This is a genomic window from Pseudomonas sp. PDNC002 (assembly GCF_016919445.1).
Classification (GTDB): Bacteria; Pseudomonadota; Gammaproteobacteria; order Pseudomonadales; family Pseudomonadaceae; genus Pseudomonas.
This window is the reverse complement of the sequence record NZ_CP070356.1, coordinates 2,796,910-2,812,130: the sequence shown is the minus strand read 5'-3', so window position 1 is coordinate 2,812,130 and position 15,221 is coordinate 2,796,910. Positions and strand designations below refer to the sequence as shown.

Annotated in this window: 13 protein-coding genes; all 13 read right to left on the bottom strand. The window is 65.8% G+C overall.

What is annotated here, in order from left to right; all coding sequences use genetic code 11:
* Nucleotides 1-47: 47 nt before the first annotated feature.
* Nucleotides 48-707 carry a Bax inhibitor-1 family protein gene (locus JVX91_RS12970; RefSeq protein ID WP_205339597.1) on the bottom strand — a complete coding sequence of 220 codons (660 nt, stop codon included), beginning with the start codon at nucleotides 705-707 and terminating at the stop codon, nucleotides 48-50.
* Nucleotides 708-770: 63 nt separating this feature from the next.
* Nucleotides 771-2,075 carry a flavohemoglobin expression-modulating QEGLA motif protein gene (locus JVX91_RS12965; RefSeq protein WP_205339596.1) on the bottom strand — a complete coding sequence of 435 codons (1,305 nt, stop codon included), beginning with the start codon at nucleotides 2,073-2,075 and terminating at the stop codon, nucleotides 771-773.
* Nucleotides 2,072-2,635, bottom strand: coding sequence for a hypothetical protein (locus JVX91_RS12960; RefSeq protein WP_205339595.1), 564 nt, complete (start codon nucleotides 2,633-2,635; stop codon nucleotides 2,072-2,074). The genes JVX91_RS12965 and JVX91_RS12960 overlap by 4 nt, the downstream gene beginning before the upstream one ends.
* 100 nt (nucleotides 2,636-2,735) lie before the next feature.
* Complete coding sequence (locus JVX91_RS12955) at nucleotides 2,736-3,452, bottom strand: TetR family transcriptional regulator (RefSeq protein ID WP_205339594.1); 717 nt, start codon at nucleotides 3,450-3,452, stop codon at nucleotides 2,736-2,738.
* 374 nt (nucleotides 3,453-3,826) lie between these two features.
* Entirely contained in the window at nucleotides 3,827-5,332 is a 1,506-nt protein-coding gene (gene lysS / locus JVX91_RS12950; RefSeq protein ID WP_205339593.1) for a lysine--tRNA ligase, read from the bottom strand.
* Between the two features lie 81 nt (nucleotides 5,333-5,413).
* A protein-coding gene (gene prfB / locus JVX91_RS12945) for a peptide chain release factor 2 (protein WP_205339592.1) occupies nucleotides 5,414-6,509 on the bottom strand; the annotation gives its coding sequence in 2 pieces (ribosomal slippage) (nucleotides 5,414-6,436 and nucleotides 6,438-6,509; 1,095 coding nt in all).
* 141 nt (nucleotides 6,510-6,650) lie between these two features.
* Nucleotides 6,651-7,673 carry a PleD family two-component system response regulator gene (locus JVX91_RS12940; protein WP_205339591.1) on the bottom strand — a complete coding sequence of 341 codons (1,023 nt, stop codon included), beginning with the start codon at nucleotides 7,671-7,673 and terminating at the stop codon, nucleotides 6,651-6,653.
* Nucleotides 7,674-7,696: 23 nt separating this feature from the next.
* The gene (locus JVX91_RS12935) at nucleotides 7,697-8,704 is read right to left on the bottom strand and encodes a chemotaxis response regulator protein-glutamate methylesterase (RefSeq protein WP_205339590.1); all 1,008 of its coding nucleotides are present in this window, start codon (nucleotides 8,702-8,704) and stop codon (nucleotides 7,697-7,699) included.
* Nucleotides 8,701-11,007, bottom strand: a complete 2,307-nt coding sequence (locus JVX91_RS12930) for a hybrid sensor histidine kinase/response regulator (RefSeq protein ID WP_205339589.1) — start codon at nucleotides 11,005-11,007, stop codon at nucleotides 8,701-8,703. Before JVX91_RS12930 ends, JVX91_RS12935 begins: the two co-directional genes overlap by 4 nt.
* On the bottom strand, nucleotides 11,004-11,687 hold the full coding sequence (locus tag JVX91_RS12925) for a chemotaxis protein CheW (RefSeq protein ID WP_205339588.1): 684 nt from the start codon (nucleotides 11,685-11,687) through the stop codon (nucleotides 11,004-11,006). The genes JVX91_RS12930 and JVX91_RS12925 overlap by 4 nt, the downstream gene beginning before the upstream one ends.
* Entirely contained in the window at nucleotides 11,680-12,924 is a 1,245-nt protein-coding gene (locus tag JVX91_RS12920; RefSeq protein ID WP_205339587.1) for a CheR family methyltransferase, read from the bottom strand. Before JVX91_RS12920 ends, JVX91_RS12925 begins: the two co-directional genes overlap by 8 nt.
* Nucleotides 12,921-13,433 carry a chemotaxis protein CheW gene (locus JVX91_RS12915; RefSeq protein WP_205339586.1) on the bottom strand — a complete coding sequence of 171 codons (513 nt, stop codon included), beginning with the start codon at nucleotides 13,431-13,433 and terminating at the stop codon, nucleotides 12,921-12,923. The genes JVX91_RS12920 and JVX91_RS12915 overlap by 4 nt, the downstream gene beginning before the upstream one ends.
* A complete protein-coding gene (locus JVX91_RS12910) occupies nucleotides 13,408-15,027 on the bottom strand; it encodes a methyl-accepting chemotaxis protein (RefSeq protein WP_205339585.1) in 1,620 nt (539 codons plus the stop codon). The genes JVX91_RS12915 and JVX91_RS12910 overlap by 26 nt, the downstream gene beginning before the upstream one ends.
* Between the last annotated feature and the right edge of the window lie 194 nt (nucleotides 15,028-15,221).

Here is a 15,221-nt window from a genome sequence, read left to right as displayed (position 1 = left end):
TCCTTGTATACCGCCAGCCAATCACCATGTGGGGCGCTGCGCGGCGGTTATTTGCGCCCGAGTATCCGCAGCACCCTCAGGAACAGGTTGATGATGTCCATGTAGAGCGCCGCTGCGCTGTCGATAGCGTTGTCGAGCGTCTTGGGAATCTGATTTGCGCGAGCCCAGTCGTAGCCGATGTACCCGCAGAAGATCACGGCGGTGATCCAGTCGAGGATGCCGTGGTGCACTCCGAAAACGAAGATTTCCACCAACTCGACCACGATCACCAGCAGCAAGGCGACGAAAAGTGTCGAGCCGATTCGCTGGAAGAACGCCGGGAACAGGCTGCCGGCACACATCATCCCAGCGGTGACCAGCCCTGTGATGCGTATAGCTTCCAGCACCAGTTGCGGGTCGTAGCGAGCGACGACCAGGTTGATGATCAGGCCGAACGGAACCACCACGAGGTTATAGCCCAGGAAGCTCACCGCCGGGTTGCTGGACGAGCTGAACAGGTAGGCGCCGCTCAGGCAGCAGGCGAAATAGCCGATATAGAAGGTCCAGGGGCTGATGTCGCGAATCCACTCAACCGGAACGTTGCCCACCATCCACCAATTGACCAGGAATCCCCAGCAGAGGGTCAACCCGATGATCAGGTTGTAGGCGGCTGCGCCGATCGGACGGTCCTCCAGGTTCGCCTGTCTGTCGAATACCGAATGTTCCATTGCGATGCGCTCCTTGCGTCTGGATAGCGGCAAACTCTCCCGTCATGCCGCAGGCACACGGCCTCAGAGGATATTGGCGTAATCCGCCTCGATGCGATCAAGGCTCAGGTGGTTGAGGAAGTTGGAGAAACACATCCACGCGGACAGCGCGTTGAGGTCGCGGAACTGCGGCGGCAGGTACTTGGGTGGCACCACTAGGCCCTCGTCCACCAGTTGGCGCAGGGTACGCATGTCCTCCAGGGTCGCCTTGCCGCAGAACAACAACGGGATCTGCTCCAGTTTGCCCTTCCGCACGGCGAGCTGGATGTAGTTGTAGATCAGGATGAAGCCCTTGAGGTACGACAGGTCCTTGGTGAAGGGCAGCCCCGTAGGCGTCGAGCCACGGAACACCCGGCTGGCATTCTGGTAGCTGCTTTCGACGCTGTAACCCTGCTCGCGGTAGAAGTGGAACACCTCCAGGAAGTCCGCGCCCTCCTCTGCCATGTGGATGGCGCGGGTGCGGTTGGTGAGCTTGCGCAGGCGCGTCGGATACGAGGCGAAGGCAATCACTTCCATCAGGATCGCCAGGCCCTCCTGGGTCACGGTGGAGGACGGCGGGCCCTTGGCGAGGAAGGTGCAGATCGGCTGGTTGAGGCCGTTGAGCGTGGTGCCGACATGCACCAGGCCTTCGTGGACTTCCAGCGCACGCACGTCTCGCTCGTTGAACATCGCGTCCGCGCGCACCTTGATGTAGTCGGCGCCGGCCGCCGCGTCAGCGACGATGCCGTCGGACTCGAAGACGCGGATGGTGTCTTCCTTGCCATCGAACACCTTGTTCAGGCGCTCCTGCAGCATCTTCACCGCATCGCTGGCGGTCAGCGTCTTGGGTTCGTCCTTGAGGTCGCCACGGTCGGCGATGTTGTTCAGGTAATCCGAGAGCATCAGGCCCAGGTCCGCCAGGGTCGGATCGCCCGCGTGGAAGGCGTCGGAAGCCGAGCCGTAGAGCTCCTGGGAAATCAGCCCGAAGTCCTGGGTGCCGCGTGCTTCGAGCATGCGGATGACCATGCGGTATTCCTTGCACATGCGCCGCATGATCTGCCCGACCGGGTTGAACTGCCCCAGGTGGCGGGTGATGTCGCGCTCGATGTTCTGGAATTCCTGCTTCTTCGCGCTGCTGTCGAAGGACAGCGGGCGATTGTCGTAGTAATGCCGATCGACCTTGGGCGCGTGCTTGCCGCGGCCCTTGAGGAAGTCGTCGCGGATGCCGTCGTCCCACTTGATGGCGTCGAGCACGCGGATCGGCGTCTGCGCCTCGACGATGCGGTCGGACAGGCCGCGGATGATCTGTTGGTATTCGCTGGGCGTAGACTTCTTGCGCCGTGGGGTCATTGCTTTTCTCCCGGGGTCACGCGCGAAAAGCGCAGCGCTTCGACGAACACGTCGGAGTTGGCCGGATCGTTCAGGTAGGTGATGACGTCGGCCAGCGGGCTGCTCACCAGCGCTCCGGCGCCCTGCTCGGTGTCGACTTTCTCGCCCTTGAGCGTGCCTTCCTTCATGTCCTGCAGGATGTGGTCGACGTCCAGGTTATAGATCACCAGTTCGTCCTTGTCGGTGATCTCGAAGCCGGCCAGGGCGAAATTGCCGCCCATGCTTTTCGGCAACCCGGCGGAGAGGTACCAGCGCTTGCCGTGGTGGGCGACGGTGAAGCCGAAATCCTCGACGCTGTCGGTGTTGTCCTTGCTGTCGACGTAGCTGAGCGCACGGTAGAGGTTGGAGCCGGAACGAGTGACTTCGAGGAACTGCTCCTCGCCGTACTCGTCCACACGCGACCACTGGCCCAGCAGGTGAGCCGGCGCGGGCTCGTTGGCCGGAATCGGGTCCTTGAACGTCACCAGACAGCCACTGAGCAGGCAGATGCTCAACAGCAGCAGTGCACGCCAGACTTTCATCACGCCCTCCTTAGGTCCGGATGCCTTTCCATGCGATGCGCAGAGGCGGCCGGAGCAAAAAACCCCGCCGGCCGGCGGGGTTGAAATGCAGCTGCTGGGGCTACAGGCCCATCACCAGGTCGAGGTAGCGGCTAAGGATGGCACGCATTTCCTCGATCTGCAGGTGGTCGGCCCCGTCCAGCAGGCCCTGATACTCCATCTGCAGGATGATGGCCGTCAACACCTTGGCATCCTGCTCGGGCTGCTTTGAACCGAGCACTTCGAAGAAATGCACCACGCCCAGGGAGAGGATGCGCCGGTGACGCTGCGCCAGGTCGCTGAGGCTGGGATTGAGCAACGCTTCCTGGCGGAAGGCCTGCTCGGCCAGCAGGTGCTCGCGGCGCTCGGTGAGCTGGACCTGCACGTACTTGATCGCCAGCTCGACGATATTCGCGGTCAGCTCGCGGCGCGCCTGCGGGTCATCCTGGGCGAGACCGGCAGCCATGGCCTGCAGGTCGCCCTCGACGCTACCCCAGAAGGTCGACAGGGCTTCGGCGCTGCGTTCGACGAAGAGCGCGAAGGTGTCGGTGATGAGGTCCTGGATGTCCTTGAAGTAGTAGGTGGTGGCCGACAGCGGCACACCGGCCTCGGCGGCCACGGCGCGGTGGCGTACGGCGCGGACGCCATCTCGCACGATGATCCGCAGGGCGGCGTCGAGGATCGCCTGGCGGCGCTGTTCGCTGCCCTGGCGGCTGGCCTTACGGCCCTGGTATTTGACACTTTCGGCGATCGCGCTGGCGACTTGCGCGGCACTGTCTCGCGGGGACACTGGGGTCACGGGCATTACCTCCGACGGCGCGGCCTGATGGCGCATTGTTCGAGCTTTTCGATGGGAAAACAATCGCCGCCATGCAGTTGCGACACCGGCGCACGAGACGGGCCGCGAGGCAGAACAGGCGGCCGGGAGTCAGACCTGGGTGTATGACGTGCTACATAGCGCGCGAGCCACGGGAATGGCATGCATTTCGTCGGACGATCCTACAAGAGCGCCCAACCTCGGAAACGCAAGCCGGGCCCGTGGCGCCGTTCCGGCAGGAGCGTAGTGCGTATAACGATCGACGTTATACGCACTACGATGGGAGCGATTCCTGCGCACGACGGGAAAACAAAAAAGGCCGCCCGGTGGGCGGCCTTTTTCGCTGATTCCTGCGCTTACGCCTGCGGGCGCATGTGCGGGAACAGGATGACGTCGCGGATCGACGGCGAGTTGGTCAGCAGCATCACCAGGCGGTCGATACCGATGCCTTCACCGGCGGTGGGCGGCATGCCGTATTCGAGCGCGTTGACGAAGTCGGCGTCGAAGTGCATCGCCTCGTCGTCACCGGCGTCCTTCTCCTTGACCTGCAGCATGAAGCGCTCGGCCTGGTCTTCGGCGTCGTTGAGCTCGGAGTAGGCGTTGGCGATCTCGCGGCCACCGATGAACAGCTCGAAGCGGTCGGTGACGCTCGGGTCGTTGTCGTTGCGGCGGGCCAGCGGGGACACTTCGAACGGGTACTGGGTAATGAAGTGCGGCTGCTCCAGCTTGTGCTCGACCAGCTCTTCGAAAATCATCACCTGCAGCTTGCCCAGGCCTTCGTGGCCAAGGACCTTGGCGCCGGCCTTCTTGGCGATGGCGCGGGCCTTCTCGACGTCTTTCAGGTCAGCCGCGGTGATGTCCGGGTTGTACTTGAGGATGGCGTCGAACACGGACAGGCGGGCGAACGGCTCGCCGAAGTGGAAGACCTTGTCGCCGTACGGCACGTCGGTGCTGCCGAGCACGGCCTGGGCCAGCTCGCGGAACAGCTCTTCGGTCAGGTCCATGTTGTCTTCGTAGTCGGCGTAGGCCTGGTAGAACTCGAGCATGGTGAACTCGGGGTTGTGCCGGGTCGAGACGCCTTCGTTACGGAAGTTGCGGTTGATCTCGAAGACCTTCTCGAAGCCACCGACGACCAGGCGCTTGAGGTACAGCTCCGGGGCGATACGCAGGAACATGGCCATGTCCAGCGCATTGTGGTGGGTTTCGAAGGGCTTGGCCGCCGCGCCGCCGGGGATGGTCTGCAGCATCGGGGTTTCCACTTCGAGGAAGCCGCGATCGGAGAGGAAGCGACGGATGTGGGCGATGACCTGCGAACGCACACGGAAGGTGTGGCGGGTTTCCTCGTTGACGATCAGGTCGACGTAGCGCTGGCGGTAGCGCTGCTCGGTATCGGTCAGGCCGTGGTGCTTGTCCGGCAGCGGGCGCAGCGACTTGGTCAGCAGGCGCACGTTGGTCATCTCGACGTACAGGTCACCCTTGCCGGAACGCGCCAGGGTGCCCTCGGCGCCGATGATGTCGCCCAGGTCCCAGGTCTTGATCTCGGCCAGGGTTTCTTCCGGCAGGGTCTTGCGATTCACGTAGACCTGCAGGCGGCCGCTGCTGTCCTGCAGGACGATGAATGAGCCGCGGTTGAGCATGATGCGACCGGCGACCTTGACCGGGATGGCGGCTGCTTCCAGCTCTTCCTTGGTCGCGGTCTCGTACTGTTTCTGCAGGTCCGCGAAGTAGTTCTCGCGGCGGAAGTCGTTGGGGAAGGCGATGGCCTTGGCTTCACGCACGGCGGCAAGCTTTTCCTTGCGCTGGGCGATCAGCTTGTTTTCTTCCTGTTGCAGTTCGGTCTGGTCGAGTTGTTGGTCGCTCATGGTCGTCTATCTGCCTGGCGTCTTGATCAATAGGGGTTACTGGCGGGGCGGGCCACGCGGCCCGTCCCGCGGGGGTGCTGTTTACAGGCCTTGCTTCAGGCTGGCTTCCAGGTATTCGTCCAGGTCGCCGTCCAGCACCTTGTCGCAATCGCTGCGTTCCACGCCGGTACGCAGGTCCTTGATGCGCGACTGGTCGAGCACATAGGAGCGGATCTGGTGGCCCCAGCCGATATCGGATTTGGTGTCTTCCAGCGCCTGCGAAGCGGCGTTGCGTTTCTGCATCTCCTGCTCGTACAACCGGGCCCGCAGCATTTTCATGGCGGTGTCCTTGTTGGCGTGCTGGGAGCGTTCGTTCTGGCACGCCACCACGGTGTTGGTCGGCACGTGGGTGATACGCACCGCGGAGTCGGTGGTGTTCACGTGCTGGCCGCCCGCGCCGGAGGAGCGGTAGGTGTCGATGCGCAGGTCCGACGGGTTGATCTCGATCTCGATGTTGTCATCGATTTCCGGCGAGACGAAGACCGCGGTGAACGAGGTGTGGCGACGGTTGCCGGAGTCGAACGGGCTCTTGCGCACCAGGCGGTGCACGCCGATCTCGGTCCGCAGCCAACCGAAGGCGTACTCGCCCTTGATGTGCACGGTGGCGCCCTTGATGCCGGCGACTTCGCCTTCGGACAGCTCGACGATCTCGGCACTGAAGCCGTGCTTGTCGGACCAGCGCAGGTACATGCGCAGCAGCATGTTGGCCCAGTCCTGGGCTTCGGTGCCGCCGGAACCGGCCTGGATGTCCAGGTAGGCGTTGTTCGGGTCCATCTCGCCGCTGAACATGCGGCGGAATTCCAGCTTCTCGAGGATGTCGCGCAGGCGCTCGACTTCAGTGGCGACGTCGTTCACGGCACCTTCGTCGTTTTCCTCGACGGCCATGTCCAGCAGGTCGCGGGAGTCGGCCAGACCGCCGGTGAGCTCATCGAGAGTCTCGACGATCTGCGCCAGGGTGGCGCGCTCGCGGCCCAGGTTCTGGGCGTATTCGGGGTTGTTCCAGACCGCCGGGTCTTCCAGCTCGCGGTTTACTTCGATCAGACGATCATGTTTCAGATCGTAGTCAAAGATACCCCCGAATGGACTGGGTACGGTCGGTGAGGTCCTTGATGCTGTTGAGGATTGGTTGGATTTCCATGGCGGGCATCTCTCACGGGTAAAGGGCGTAGAAAAGCCGGCAAGTATACCTGAGATCGACCGCGATGATCTGCACTACGTCAGGCGATTCTGCGGCCGCCCGCGCCGCGGTTTGCCCGCGCCGCGCAGCGGTTTTCGCACCTTACGCGTCCGTCGTGTCAGCCATGCCGACCTGGTTGCGGCCACCGTGCTTGGCGTTGTAGAGCGCCTGGTCGGCCATTTCGATGAGCTGGCGGCAGGTCTTGCCCGCGTTCGGGATCAGCGTCGCCACGCCGATGCTGATGGTCAGCGGCGAGCCGGAGGTGGGCAGCTCGTGGCGGATGTTCAGGTCCTGCACCGAGCGCCGCAGCTTCTCGGCCAACAGGCGCGCGCCGCCCGGCGAGGTATTGGGCAGGACCATGACGAACTCTTCGCCGCCATAACGCGCCGGCAAATCCGAGGGGCGACTGGCGCTGGCGCGGATCGCCCCGGCGACCTGGCGCAACGCCTCGTCGCCCTGCACGTGGCCGAAGGTGTCGTTGTAGGCCTTGAAGTGGTCGACATCGATCAACAGGATCGACAGCTGGGCCTGCTCGCGCAGGCCGCGGCGCCACTCCATTTCCAGGTATTCGTCGAAGTGACGGCGGTTGGACAGACCGGTGAGGCCGTCGGAGTTCATCAGCCGCTGCAGCACCAGGTTGGTTTCCAGCAGCTGCTGCTGGCTCTCGCGCAGGGCGCGGTAGGCCTCGTCGCGCTGCAGCAGCGCCAGGTAGGAGCGCGAGTGGTAGCGCACCCGGGCGATCAGTTCGATGGCGTCGGGCAGCTTCACCAGGTAGTCGTTGGCGCCGGCGGTGAACGCCGCGCTCTTCACCGCCGGGTCCTCCTTGGTGGACAGGACGATGATCGGCAGGTCGCGGGTCGCGGGGTTGGCGCGGTACTCGCGCACCAGCGAGAGGCCGTCGGCGCCGGGCATCACCAGGTCCTGGAGGATCACGGTGGGCTTGATCTGGATCGCCAGGGCAATGGCCTGGTGCGGGTCGGAGCAGAAGTGGAAGTCGATGCTCGGATCGTCCGCCAGGGCGCGGCGCACGGCTTCGCCGATCATGGGCTGGTCGTCGACCAGCAGCACCATCACAGTGGAGTCGCCTGGGGTGTGCACGGGGTAGTCACTCGTCAAAGGGTTCATGGAATCAGCTCCGTAGTCCGCACTCAGGTGCAGACGTCAGCGAGTCGTCGGGCGATGTCGCCCAGTGCGCGAATCTCCACCGCGGCGCCAATCGCCGCCGCAGCCTTGGGCATGCCGTAGACGGCGCTGCTGCCCTGGTCCTGCGCCAGGGTCAGGAAGCCTCGTTCGCGCATGTGCTTCAGGCCCTCGGCGCCGTCGCGGCCCATGCCGGTGAGCAACACACCGACGGCGTCGCCGCTCCAGTTCTCCACCAGGCTGTCGAAGAACACGTCGATCGAGGGCCGGTAGATATGGCTGCTGGGCTCGGCCGTATAGGCCAACTCGCCGCCCTTGAGCAGGCGGATGTGATGATTGGTGCCGGCCAGCAGCACGCAGCCCGGCTGTGGCGGCTCGCCGTTGCGCGCCAGGCGCACGGGGATCCGTGATTGCGTCGACAGCCACTCGGCCATGCCGGCGGCGAAGACTTCGTCGACGTGCTGGACCACGACGATGGCGGCAGGGAAATTCGCCGGCAACTGGCCGAACAGCTCCGCCAGCGCCGCCGGGCCGCCCGCCGAGGAGCCGATGGCCACCAGCTTGCGCGCCCCGATGCCCTTGCGTACCGGCGCGACGCTGGAACTGGGCCGGGTATCGCGCGGGGCATTGAGCCAGGCCAGGTTCTGCAACTTGCGCAATAGCGGGCGCGCCGCCTCCGCCGGATCACCGGTACCGATGGCCGGGGTATTCACCGCGTCCACCGCGCCATTGCCCATGGCGTCGAACACGCGGCTCATGTTCTGTTCCAGGTCGACGGTGACGACGATGATCGCGCAGGGGCTCTGGGCCATGATCCTGCGGGTCGCCTCGACGCCATCCATCACCGGCATCAACAGGTCCATCAGCACCACGTCGGGCTTGTGCGCGGCGCACATCTCGATGGCCTCGGCGCCGTTGGACGCGACCCAGACCACCCGGTGCGCCGGCTCGAAGGCCAGCGCCCGGCGCATCGCCTCCACCGCCAGCGGCATGTCGTTGACGATCCCTATCTTCATCCCTGGGCACCCCCGATCAGGTCGACCACCGCATCCAGCAGGGCCTCATCGTGGAAACTGGCCTTGGCCAGATAATAGTCGGCACCGGCATCCAGACCGCGCCGACGGTCCTCTTCGCGGTCCTTGTAGGACACCACCATCACCGGCAGCGATTGCAGGCGGGTGTCGCGGCGGATCAGGGTCACCAGCTCGATGCCATCCATGCGCGGCATGTCGATGTCGGTGATGACCAGGTCGAAGTGCTCCGAGCGCAGCGCGTTCCAGCCGTCCATGCCATCCACCGCCACGGCGACGTCGTAACCACGCCCCAGCAGCAGCTTGCGCTCCAGCTCGCGCACGGTGAGCGAATCGTCCACCACCAGCACCCGTTTGCGCGCCGGGCCGGAGAGGCGGCCGGTGGGATCGATGCGCTCCAGGCGGCCGGTGGCGAGGAGTTTCTCCACCGAACGCAGCATGTCTTCCACATCGAGGATCAGCACCGGCGTGCCGTCATCCAACAAGGCGCCGGCGGAAACGTCCTGCACCTTGCCCAGGCGCGCGTCCAGCGGCACCACCACCAGGGTGCGCTCGCCGATGAATTTCTCCACCGCCACGCCGTAGGCACTCTCGCGCTCGCGGATCACCACCACCGGAATCTCGTCCGCCGTGGTTTCACCCTCGGGGCGCTGCAGCAACTGGCTGGCGGCGACCAGGCCGACGTGCCGGCCCTCGTGCCAGAACTGCTGGCGGCCCTCGAGCTGGACGATCTCGTCCGGCGCCAGGCGGCGCATGCGCTCGATGTGGGCGAGCGGGAAGGCGTAGGCCTCGCCACCGATGGTCACCACCAGGCTGCGCACCACCGACAGGGTCAGCGGCACTTCCAGGTGGAAACGCGCGCCCTGCCCGCTCACCTGCTCCATGCGAATACCGCCGCGCAGCAGGCGCACCATGTGCTGCACGGCGTCGAGGCCGACGCCGCGGCCGGACACCTCGGTCACCTGCTCGCGCATGCTGAAGCCGGGCAGGAACAGGAAGGTCAGCAACTCCTCCTCGGTGAGCCGCGCCACGGTCTCCTCGGTGGACAGCTGACGGCGCACGATGGCGCTGCGCAGGCGCTCGAGATCGACGCCGCCGCCATCGTCCTGCAACTCCAGCACCAGCATGCCGGCGTGGTGCCGGGCGAGCAGCTGGATCGTGCCCTCCTCCGGCTTGCCGGCGCGGGCGCGCACGTCAGGCGGCTCGATGCCATGGTCGACGGCATTGCGCAGCAGGTGGGTCAACGGCGCTTCGAGCTTTTCCAGCACTTCGCGGTCGACCTGGGTGGACGCGCCCTGCACGTCCAGGCGCACCGGCTTGCCCAGCGAACGGCCAAGATCGCGGACCATCCGCGCCTGCCCGGCCAGCACGTCGGAGAACGGCCGCATGCGGCAGGCCAGCGCCGTGTCGTAGAGCGAGCGGGCCCGCTGGCCGGCCTTGAAGCTGAATTCGTCGAGTTCGGCGATCTGCTCGCTGAGCAGCTGCTGGCATTCGCCGACCAGTCGGCGAGCGTCGGCCAGGTAGGCTTGCGCCTCGGCATCGAGATTGGCCGTGCTGGCCGCATCGCGGGCGCCGTCGAGCACACGGCTGGCGCTGGCCTGCACGCGTTTGAGACGTTGCAGCGAGTCCAGCAGGGGCTTGAGGCGCTGGGATTCCACCAGCGACTTGCTGGAATAGTCGAGCAACTGGTTCAGGCGTTCCGCGGTGACCCGCAGAACGCGCTCGCCGCCTTCGTCGCTATCGCTGGCGCGGCGGCGCGCCGTGGGCTCGGCGGGCACGGTCGGCGACGGATCGACCAGGCTGGGTTCCAGCGGCGCCGCAACAGGCTCCGCGACCCGCTCCGCAAGCTGCGGCGCAGGCGGTGCCGGCAGCGTGGAGCGCACTGGCGCCTGTCCGGACACCAACGCCTGCAGGCGCTCGACCATCGCCGGCACCCCCTGCTGCGCCTGCTCGGCGCGTTCGGGCTGGGCATCGGCGATATGCAGCAGGATATCGGTGCCGGCCAGCAGCGCGTCGATATGCCCGGAAGCCAGCAGCAACCGGCCCTCCTGGGCGCCGACCAGGCAGTCTTCCATCACGTGGGCGACCTGCACGCCGGCGTCGAGGCCGACGATACGCGCCGCGCCCTTGAGCGAATGCGCAGCGCGCATGCAGGCTTCCAGCTGGTCGGCCTGGGTCGGATTGCGCTCCAGCGCCATCAAGCCGTGGACGAGCACCTGCGTCTGGGCTTCCGCCTCCAGGCGGAACAGCTCCAGCATCGAGGCATCCTTCATCTGGTCCGGGGTCATGCAAGGCTCCGGGTGGCGGCATCGAGCAGGGCTTCCTGGTCGAGCAGGCGGATGCTGCGCTGGCGCCACTGCATCACCCCACGGGTGAAGCGGTCGTTGGCGGCATGGCTGTGGGACGAGGCGGTGATCACGGCGCTCTCGCTCAACTCATGGATACCGTCCACTTCGTCCACCGGCGAGATGATCGGCCCGCCCGTGGCGGCAAGAATTAGCATGCGCGGGACGATGCGCGCGTCATCGCGGGCGGCGGCACGGATATCGAGGCCCAGCAGTTCACCCAGGGAGACACAGGCGACCAGCGTGCCGCGAACGTTGGCCACGCCGAGCAGCGCCGGCGACCGCTGGTGCGGCAGCGAATGCACCACGCACGCCGGCGCCACTTCGGCAAGGGCGCGGGTGGGCAGGCCCAACCATTCTTCGCCAAGGCGGAAGATCAGGTGCGCGCGACCATCCTCGATGGCCGTTTCGCCGCTTTCGACCGGCATTTGCACAGGCTCTTCGCCGCCCAAGGCATAGCGGTCGAGCAGGCTGATCGCCGCCGCGGCATGCACCGGGCAGTTACGGCAATGAATATATTCGACGAGCTTCGGGCAACTGCGGTCGCCGCGCACGCCGACGCGATTCCAGCAGTCGTCCACCGGCGGCAACTCGGTCTGCGATGAATAGCCGCGTTCAACCATTGCGCTTCACTCCTCGCGCGGCGCGCTCCTGCAGGCGGCGAGCACCGGCGGCGTCGCCCTGGGCGGCGAGCAGCGCGGCCAGGTGCAGGAGGCTTTCCTGGTGGTCGGGTTGCAGATACAGGGCCTTGCGGTAGAAACCTTGCGCCTCGATGCCCTGGCCCTGGGCATCGGCCAGCAACCCGAGCCAATAGTAGGCCTCGGCGTTCGGCCCTTTCTCGGCCAGCAAGGCCTCGCAACGCTGGCGTGCCGCACCGGCCTGGCCGGAGTTGGCCAGCCGGGCGATGTCCGCCAGCGCATCGGTGGCGGGCTCAGCGACGTGCTGCACGGGTTTCACCGCCACCCGCGGACGCATCGGCGCCTGTACCGGCACGGGTTTCGGCGCGCTTGGGCGCGGCAGCGGTGCGGGCGGCGTCCAGCTCAACGGAGCCGGACGGACGACTTCGGCACTCGCCAGGGGGAAGGCGAAGGACTGCGCCACGCCCAGCGGCTTGAGGCCGATGCGGGACATCAGGCTGGCCTCGGCAGGACCGATGAACAGCACGCCGTCGGCCCGCGCCAGGCGGCACAGCACGTCGACGACCTGCTCCTGGGTGGCGCGGTCGAAATAGATCAGCAGGTTGCGGCAGAACACGAAGTCGTACGGCGCCTCGCCGGCCAGCAGATCCGCCGCCAGCAGGTTGCCGACACGGAAGCGGACTTTCTTGCGGACCGTTTCGGCAATCCGGTAGCCGCCCTCCTCGTCGATGAAATGACGGTCGCGGAAGCCGAGTTCGACGCCCCGGAAGGAGTTACGCCCGTAGCGCCCCTCCTCCGCCCGCTCCAGCACGGAGCGGCTGACGTCCAGCGCATCGACCTGGAACGCCGACGGCGCGAGCCCCGCATCGAGCATCGTCATGACGATGGAGTACGGCTCCTCGCCGGTGGAGCACGGCAGGCTGAGCAGGCGCAGCGGCCGCGTACCCGCCAGCTCCAGCACACGCCGGGTGGCGAGATCGGCCAGCGCGGCGAAGGATTCGGGATAACGGAAGAACCAGGTCTCGGGAACGATCACCGCCTCGATCAGCGCCTGCACCTCCTCCGCCGAGCCCTGGAGCTGCAGCCAGTAGTGCTCGGCGTCACCGCCGCTGACCTTGCTGCAGCGCTGGCGCACCGCTCGCTCGATCACCGCGTCGCCCACCGATTCGGCGTCCAGGCCGATACGTGCCTTGAGCAACTGGGCGAAGCGCGGATCGTTCATGGCGACTCGCTCCCGGACTCCGGTAGCAGACGTGCACGCGCTTCGTCGCTGAGCAGCGCGTCGACGCTCACCCGTTGCAGCAACCCCTGTTCGTCTTCCAGCACCGGCCCGAGGTAGCGCGCGCTGCCGTTGTCGAGGTCGTAGTCACGGAAGGCCGCCGGGTCCAGGCGCAGGGTGTGGGTGGCCTGTTCGAGAATCAGCCCGAGCCGTTGCTCCGGGCCCTGGTCGCCGTTGCGATAGCGCGCCAGCACCAGGCGGGTGCTGGTGCGACGGGGAGCGCTGTGGCCGAACGCCAGTTGACTCAGGTCGAGCACTGGCAGCAATTCGCCGCGGTGCGCGAACAGCCCGGCAACCCACCCCGGCGCTTCCGGCACGCGCTTGAGTACAGGCAGCGGCAGCACTTCGACGACGTCGTGCACGTCCAGCGCATAGCGGTCCGCGCCCAGGCGAAATTGCAGGTAGAGCCTGCCCGCCGAGGCGGCCTCAGACCTTGAAGCGGGAGACGCCATTGCGCAATCCGTTGGCCACGAGGTTCAGCTCGTCGATGGCAAAGCTGGCCTGGCGCAGGGATTCCACGGTCTGCCCGGTGGCCTCGCCCAATTGCACCAGCGCCTGGTTGATCTGCTCGGCGCCGGTGGCCTGGGCCTGCATGCCTTCGTTGACCATCTGCACGCGCGGCGCCAGGGCTTGCACCTGCTGGATGATCTGCGAGAGCTGCTCGCCGACCTGGCCGACTTCCGAAATGCCGCGACGCACCTCCTCGGAGAACTTGTCCATGCCCATCACGCCGGCGGACACAGCGGACTGGATCTCACGCACCATCTGCTCGATGTCGTAGGTGGCCACGGCGGTCTGGTCGGCCAGGCGACGCACCTCGGTGGCGACCACGGCGAAACCCCGGCCGTACTCGCCAGCCTTCTCCGCCTCGATGGCGGCGTTGAGCGACAGCAGGTTGGTCTGGTCGGCCACTTTCACGATGGTGGTGACCACCTGGTTGATGTTGCCGGCGCGCTCGTTGAGGATCGCCAGCTTGGCGTTGACCAGCTCGGCGGCGCCCATCACGTGGTGCATGGTCTCTTCCATGCGCGCCAGGCCCATCTGGCCCGAACCGGCGAGGGTGGACGTCTGTTCGGCGGCCGAGGAAACCTCGGTCATGGTGCGCACCAGGTCGCGCGACGTGGCGGCGATTTCCCGCGAGGTGGCGCCGATCTCGGTGGTGGTGGCGGCGGTTTCGGTCGCGGTGGCCTGCTGCTGCTTGGAAGTAGCGGCGATCTCGGTCACCGAGGTGGTGACCTGGATGGCCGAGCGCTGCGCCTGCGACACCAGCGCCTTGAGCTCTTCGGCCATGCCGTTGAAGCCGGTCTCGATGACGGCGAATTCGTCGTTGCGCTCCATGGCCAGGCGCGTGGTGAAATCGCCGCCGCCCATGACCTGAAGCCCCTTGACCACCTGGCGCACCGGCTCGGTGATCGCGCGCATCAGCAGCAGACCGCAGATCGCGGCCACGGCGATGGCCAGCAACAGCGACAACAGCATGACCACCTTGGCGTTGGTCACCTCGGTCACGATGTTGTCCGCCGCGGCGTCGGCGATTTCCTTGTTCAGCGAGATCAGTTGGTTGAGGGTCTTGCGGCCTTCTTCCCACTTCGGCTCCAGGCTTTCCAGCAACAGGTGGCGCGAAGCATCGCGGTCAGTGGTATAGAGCTGCAGCACCTGGGCCAGGAGATTGTCGTACTCCGTCACCTGCTGCTTGAAGTGGGCGAGCAGTTCCTTGTCGCGCAGGTCGCTAACGGTGCGCTCGTAGAGGGTGATGCGCTCGACCAGCACGTCGTGGTTGGCACGGAATTCCTGGCGGCGGGCGTCGTCCAGCGCCTTTCCGTCGCTCAGGCCGACCAGGACCTGGGTCAGCAGGATGCTGTCGGTCCAGGCCGAACGCACGGTCGTCAGCGCGTAGGTACCGGGCATGGCGTCTTCGCTGACCCGTTGGGTACTGGCTTCCACGCGTAGCAAGCGGGTGTAGGAAATCACCACCATCAGCAGCATGATCGCGATGACGACGGCAAAGCTGGCCAGGATGCGTTGGCGTAGAGTCCAGTTCTTCACAGCATTCCCCAGAAGATGAGCGTGACATGCCGACGGATGATGCATTCGCGCGGGTGGTAGCGGCGAATGTAAATTCGTACTAAATCCTCAGCAAGATAGGACATATAGTATCCGTAGACGCCGGAACCTCGTCTCTTTATTCCGAATTTTTAGTACGCCAGTTCATCAATTTCTGTCTCTCTTTTACCCGCCTG

What these genes read in the sequence shown, in the direction of transcription:
- JVX91_RS12970 (WP_205339597.1), bottom strand. Translation starts at nt 707, where the DNA reads ATGGAACATTCGGTATTCGACAGACAGGCGAACCTGGAGGACCGTCCG.
- JVX91_RS12965 (WP_205339596.1), bottom strand. Translation starts at nt 2,075, where the DNA reads ATGACCCCACGGCGCAAGAAGTCTACGCCCAGCGAATACCAACAGATC.
- JVX91_RS12960 (WP_205339595.1), bottom strand. Translation starts at nt 2,635, where the DNA reads ATGAAAGTCTGGCGTGCACTGCTGCTGTTGAGCATCTGCCTGCTCAGT.
- lysS (WP_205339593.1), bottom strand. Translation starts at nt 5,332, where the DNA reads ATGAGCGACCAACAACTCGACCAGACCGAACTGCAACAGGAAGAAAAC.
- JVX91_RS12940 (WP_205339591.1), bottom strand. Translation starts at nt 7,673, where the DNA reads ATGAACCCTTTGACGAGTGACTACCCCGTGCACACCCCAGGCGACTCC.
- JVX91_RS12935 (WP_205339590.1), bottom strand. Translation starts at nt 8,704, where the DNA reads ATGAAGATAGGGATCGTCAACGACATGCCGCTGGCGGTGGAGGCGATG.
- JVX91_RS12930 (WP_205339589.1), bottom strand. Translation starts at nt 11,007, where the DNA reads ATGACCCCGGACCAGATGAAGGATGCCTCGATGCTGGAGCTGTTCCGC.
- JVX91_RS12925 (WP_205339588.1), bottom strand. Translation starts at nt 11,687, where the DNA reads ATGGTTGAACGCGGCTATTCATCGCAGACCGAGTTGCCGCCGGTGGAC.
- JVX91_RS12920 (WP_205339587.1), bottom strand. Translation starts at nt 12,924, where the DNA reads ATGAACGATCCGCGCTTCGCCCAGTTGCTCAAGGCACGTATCGGCCTG.
- JVX91_RS12915 (WP_205339586.1), bottom strand. Translation starts at nt 13,433, where the DNA reads ATGGCGTCTCCCGCTTCAAGGTCTGAGGCCGCCTCGGCGGGCAGGCTC.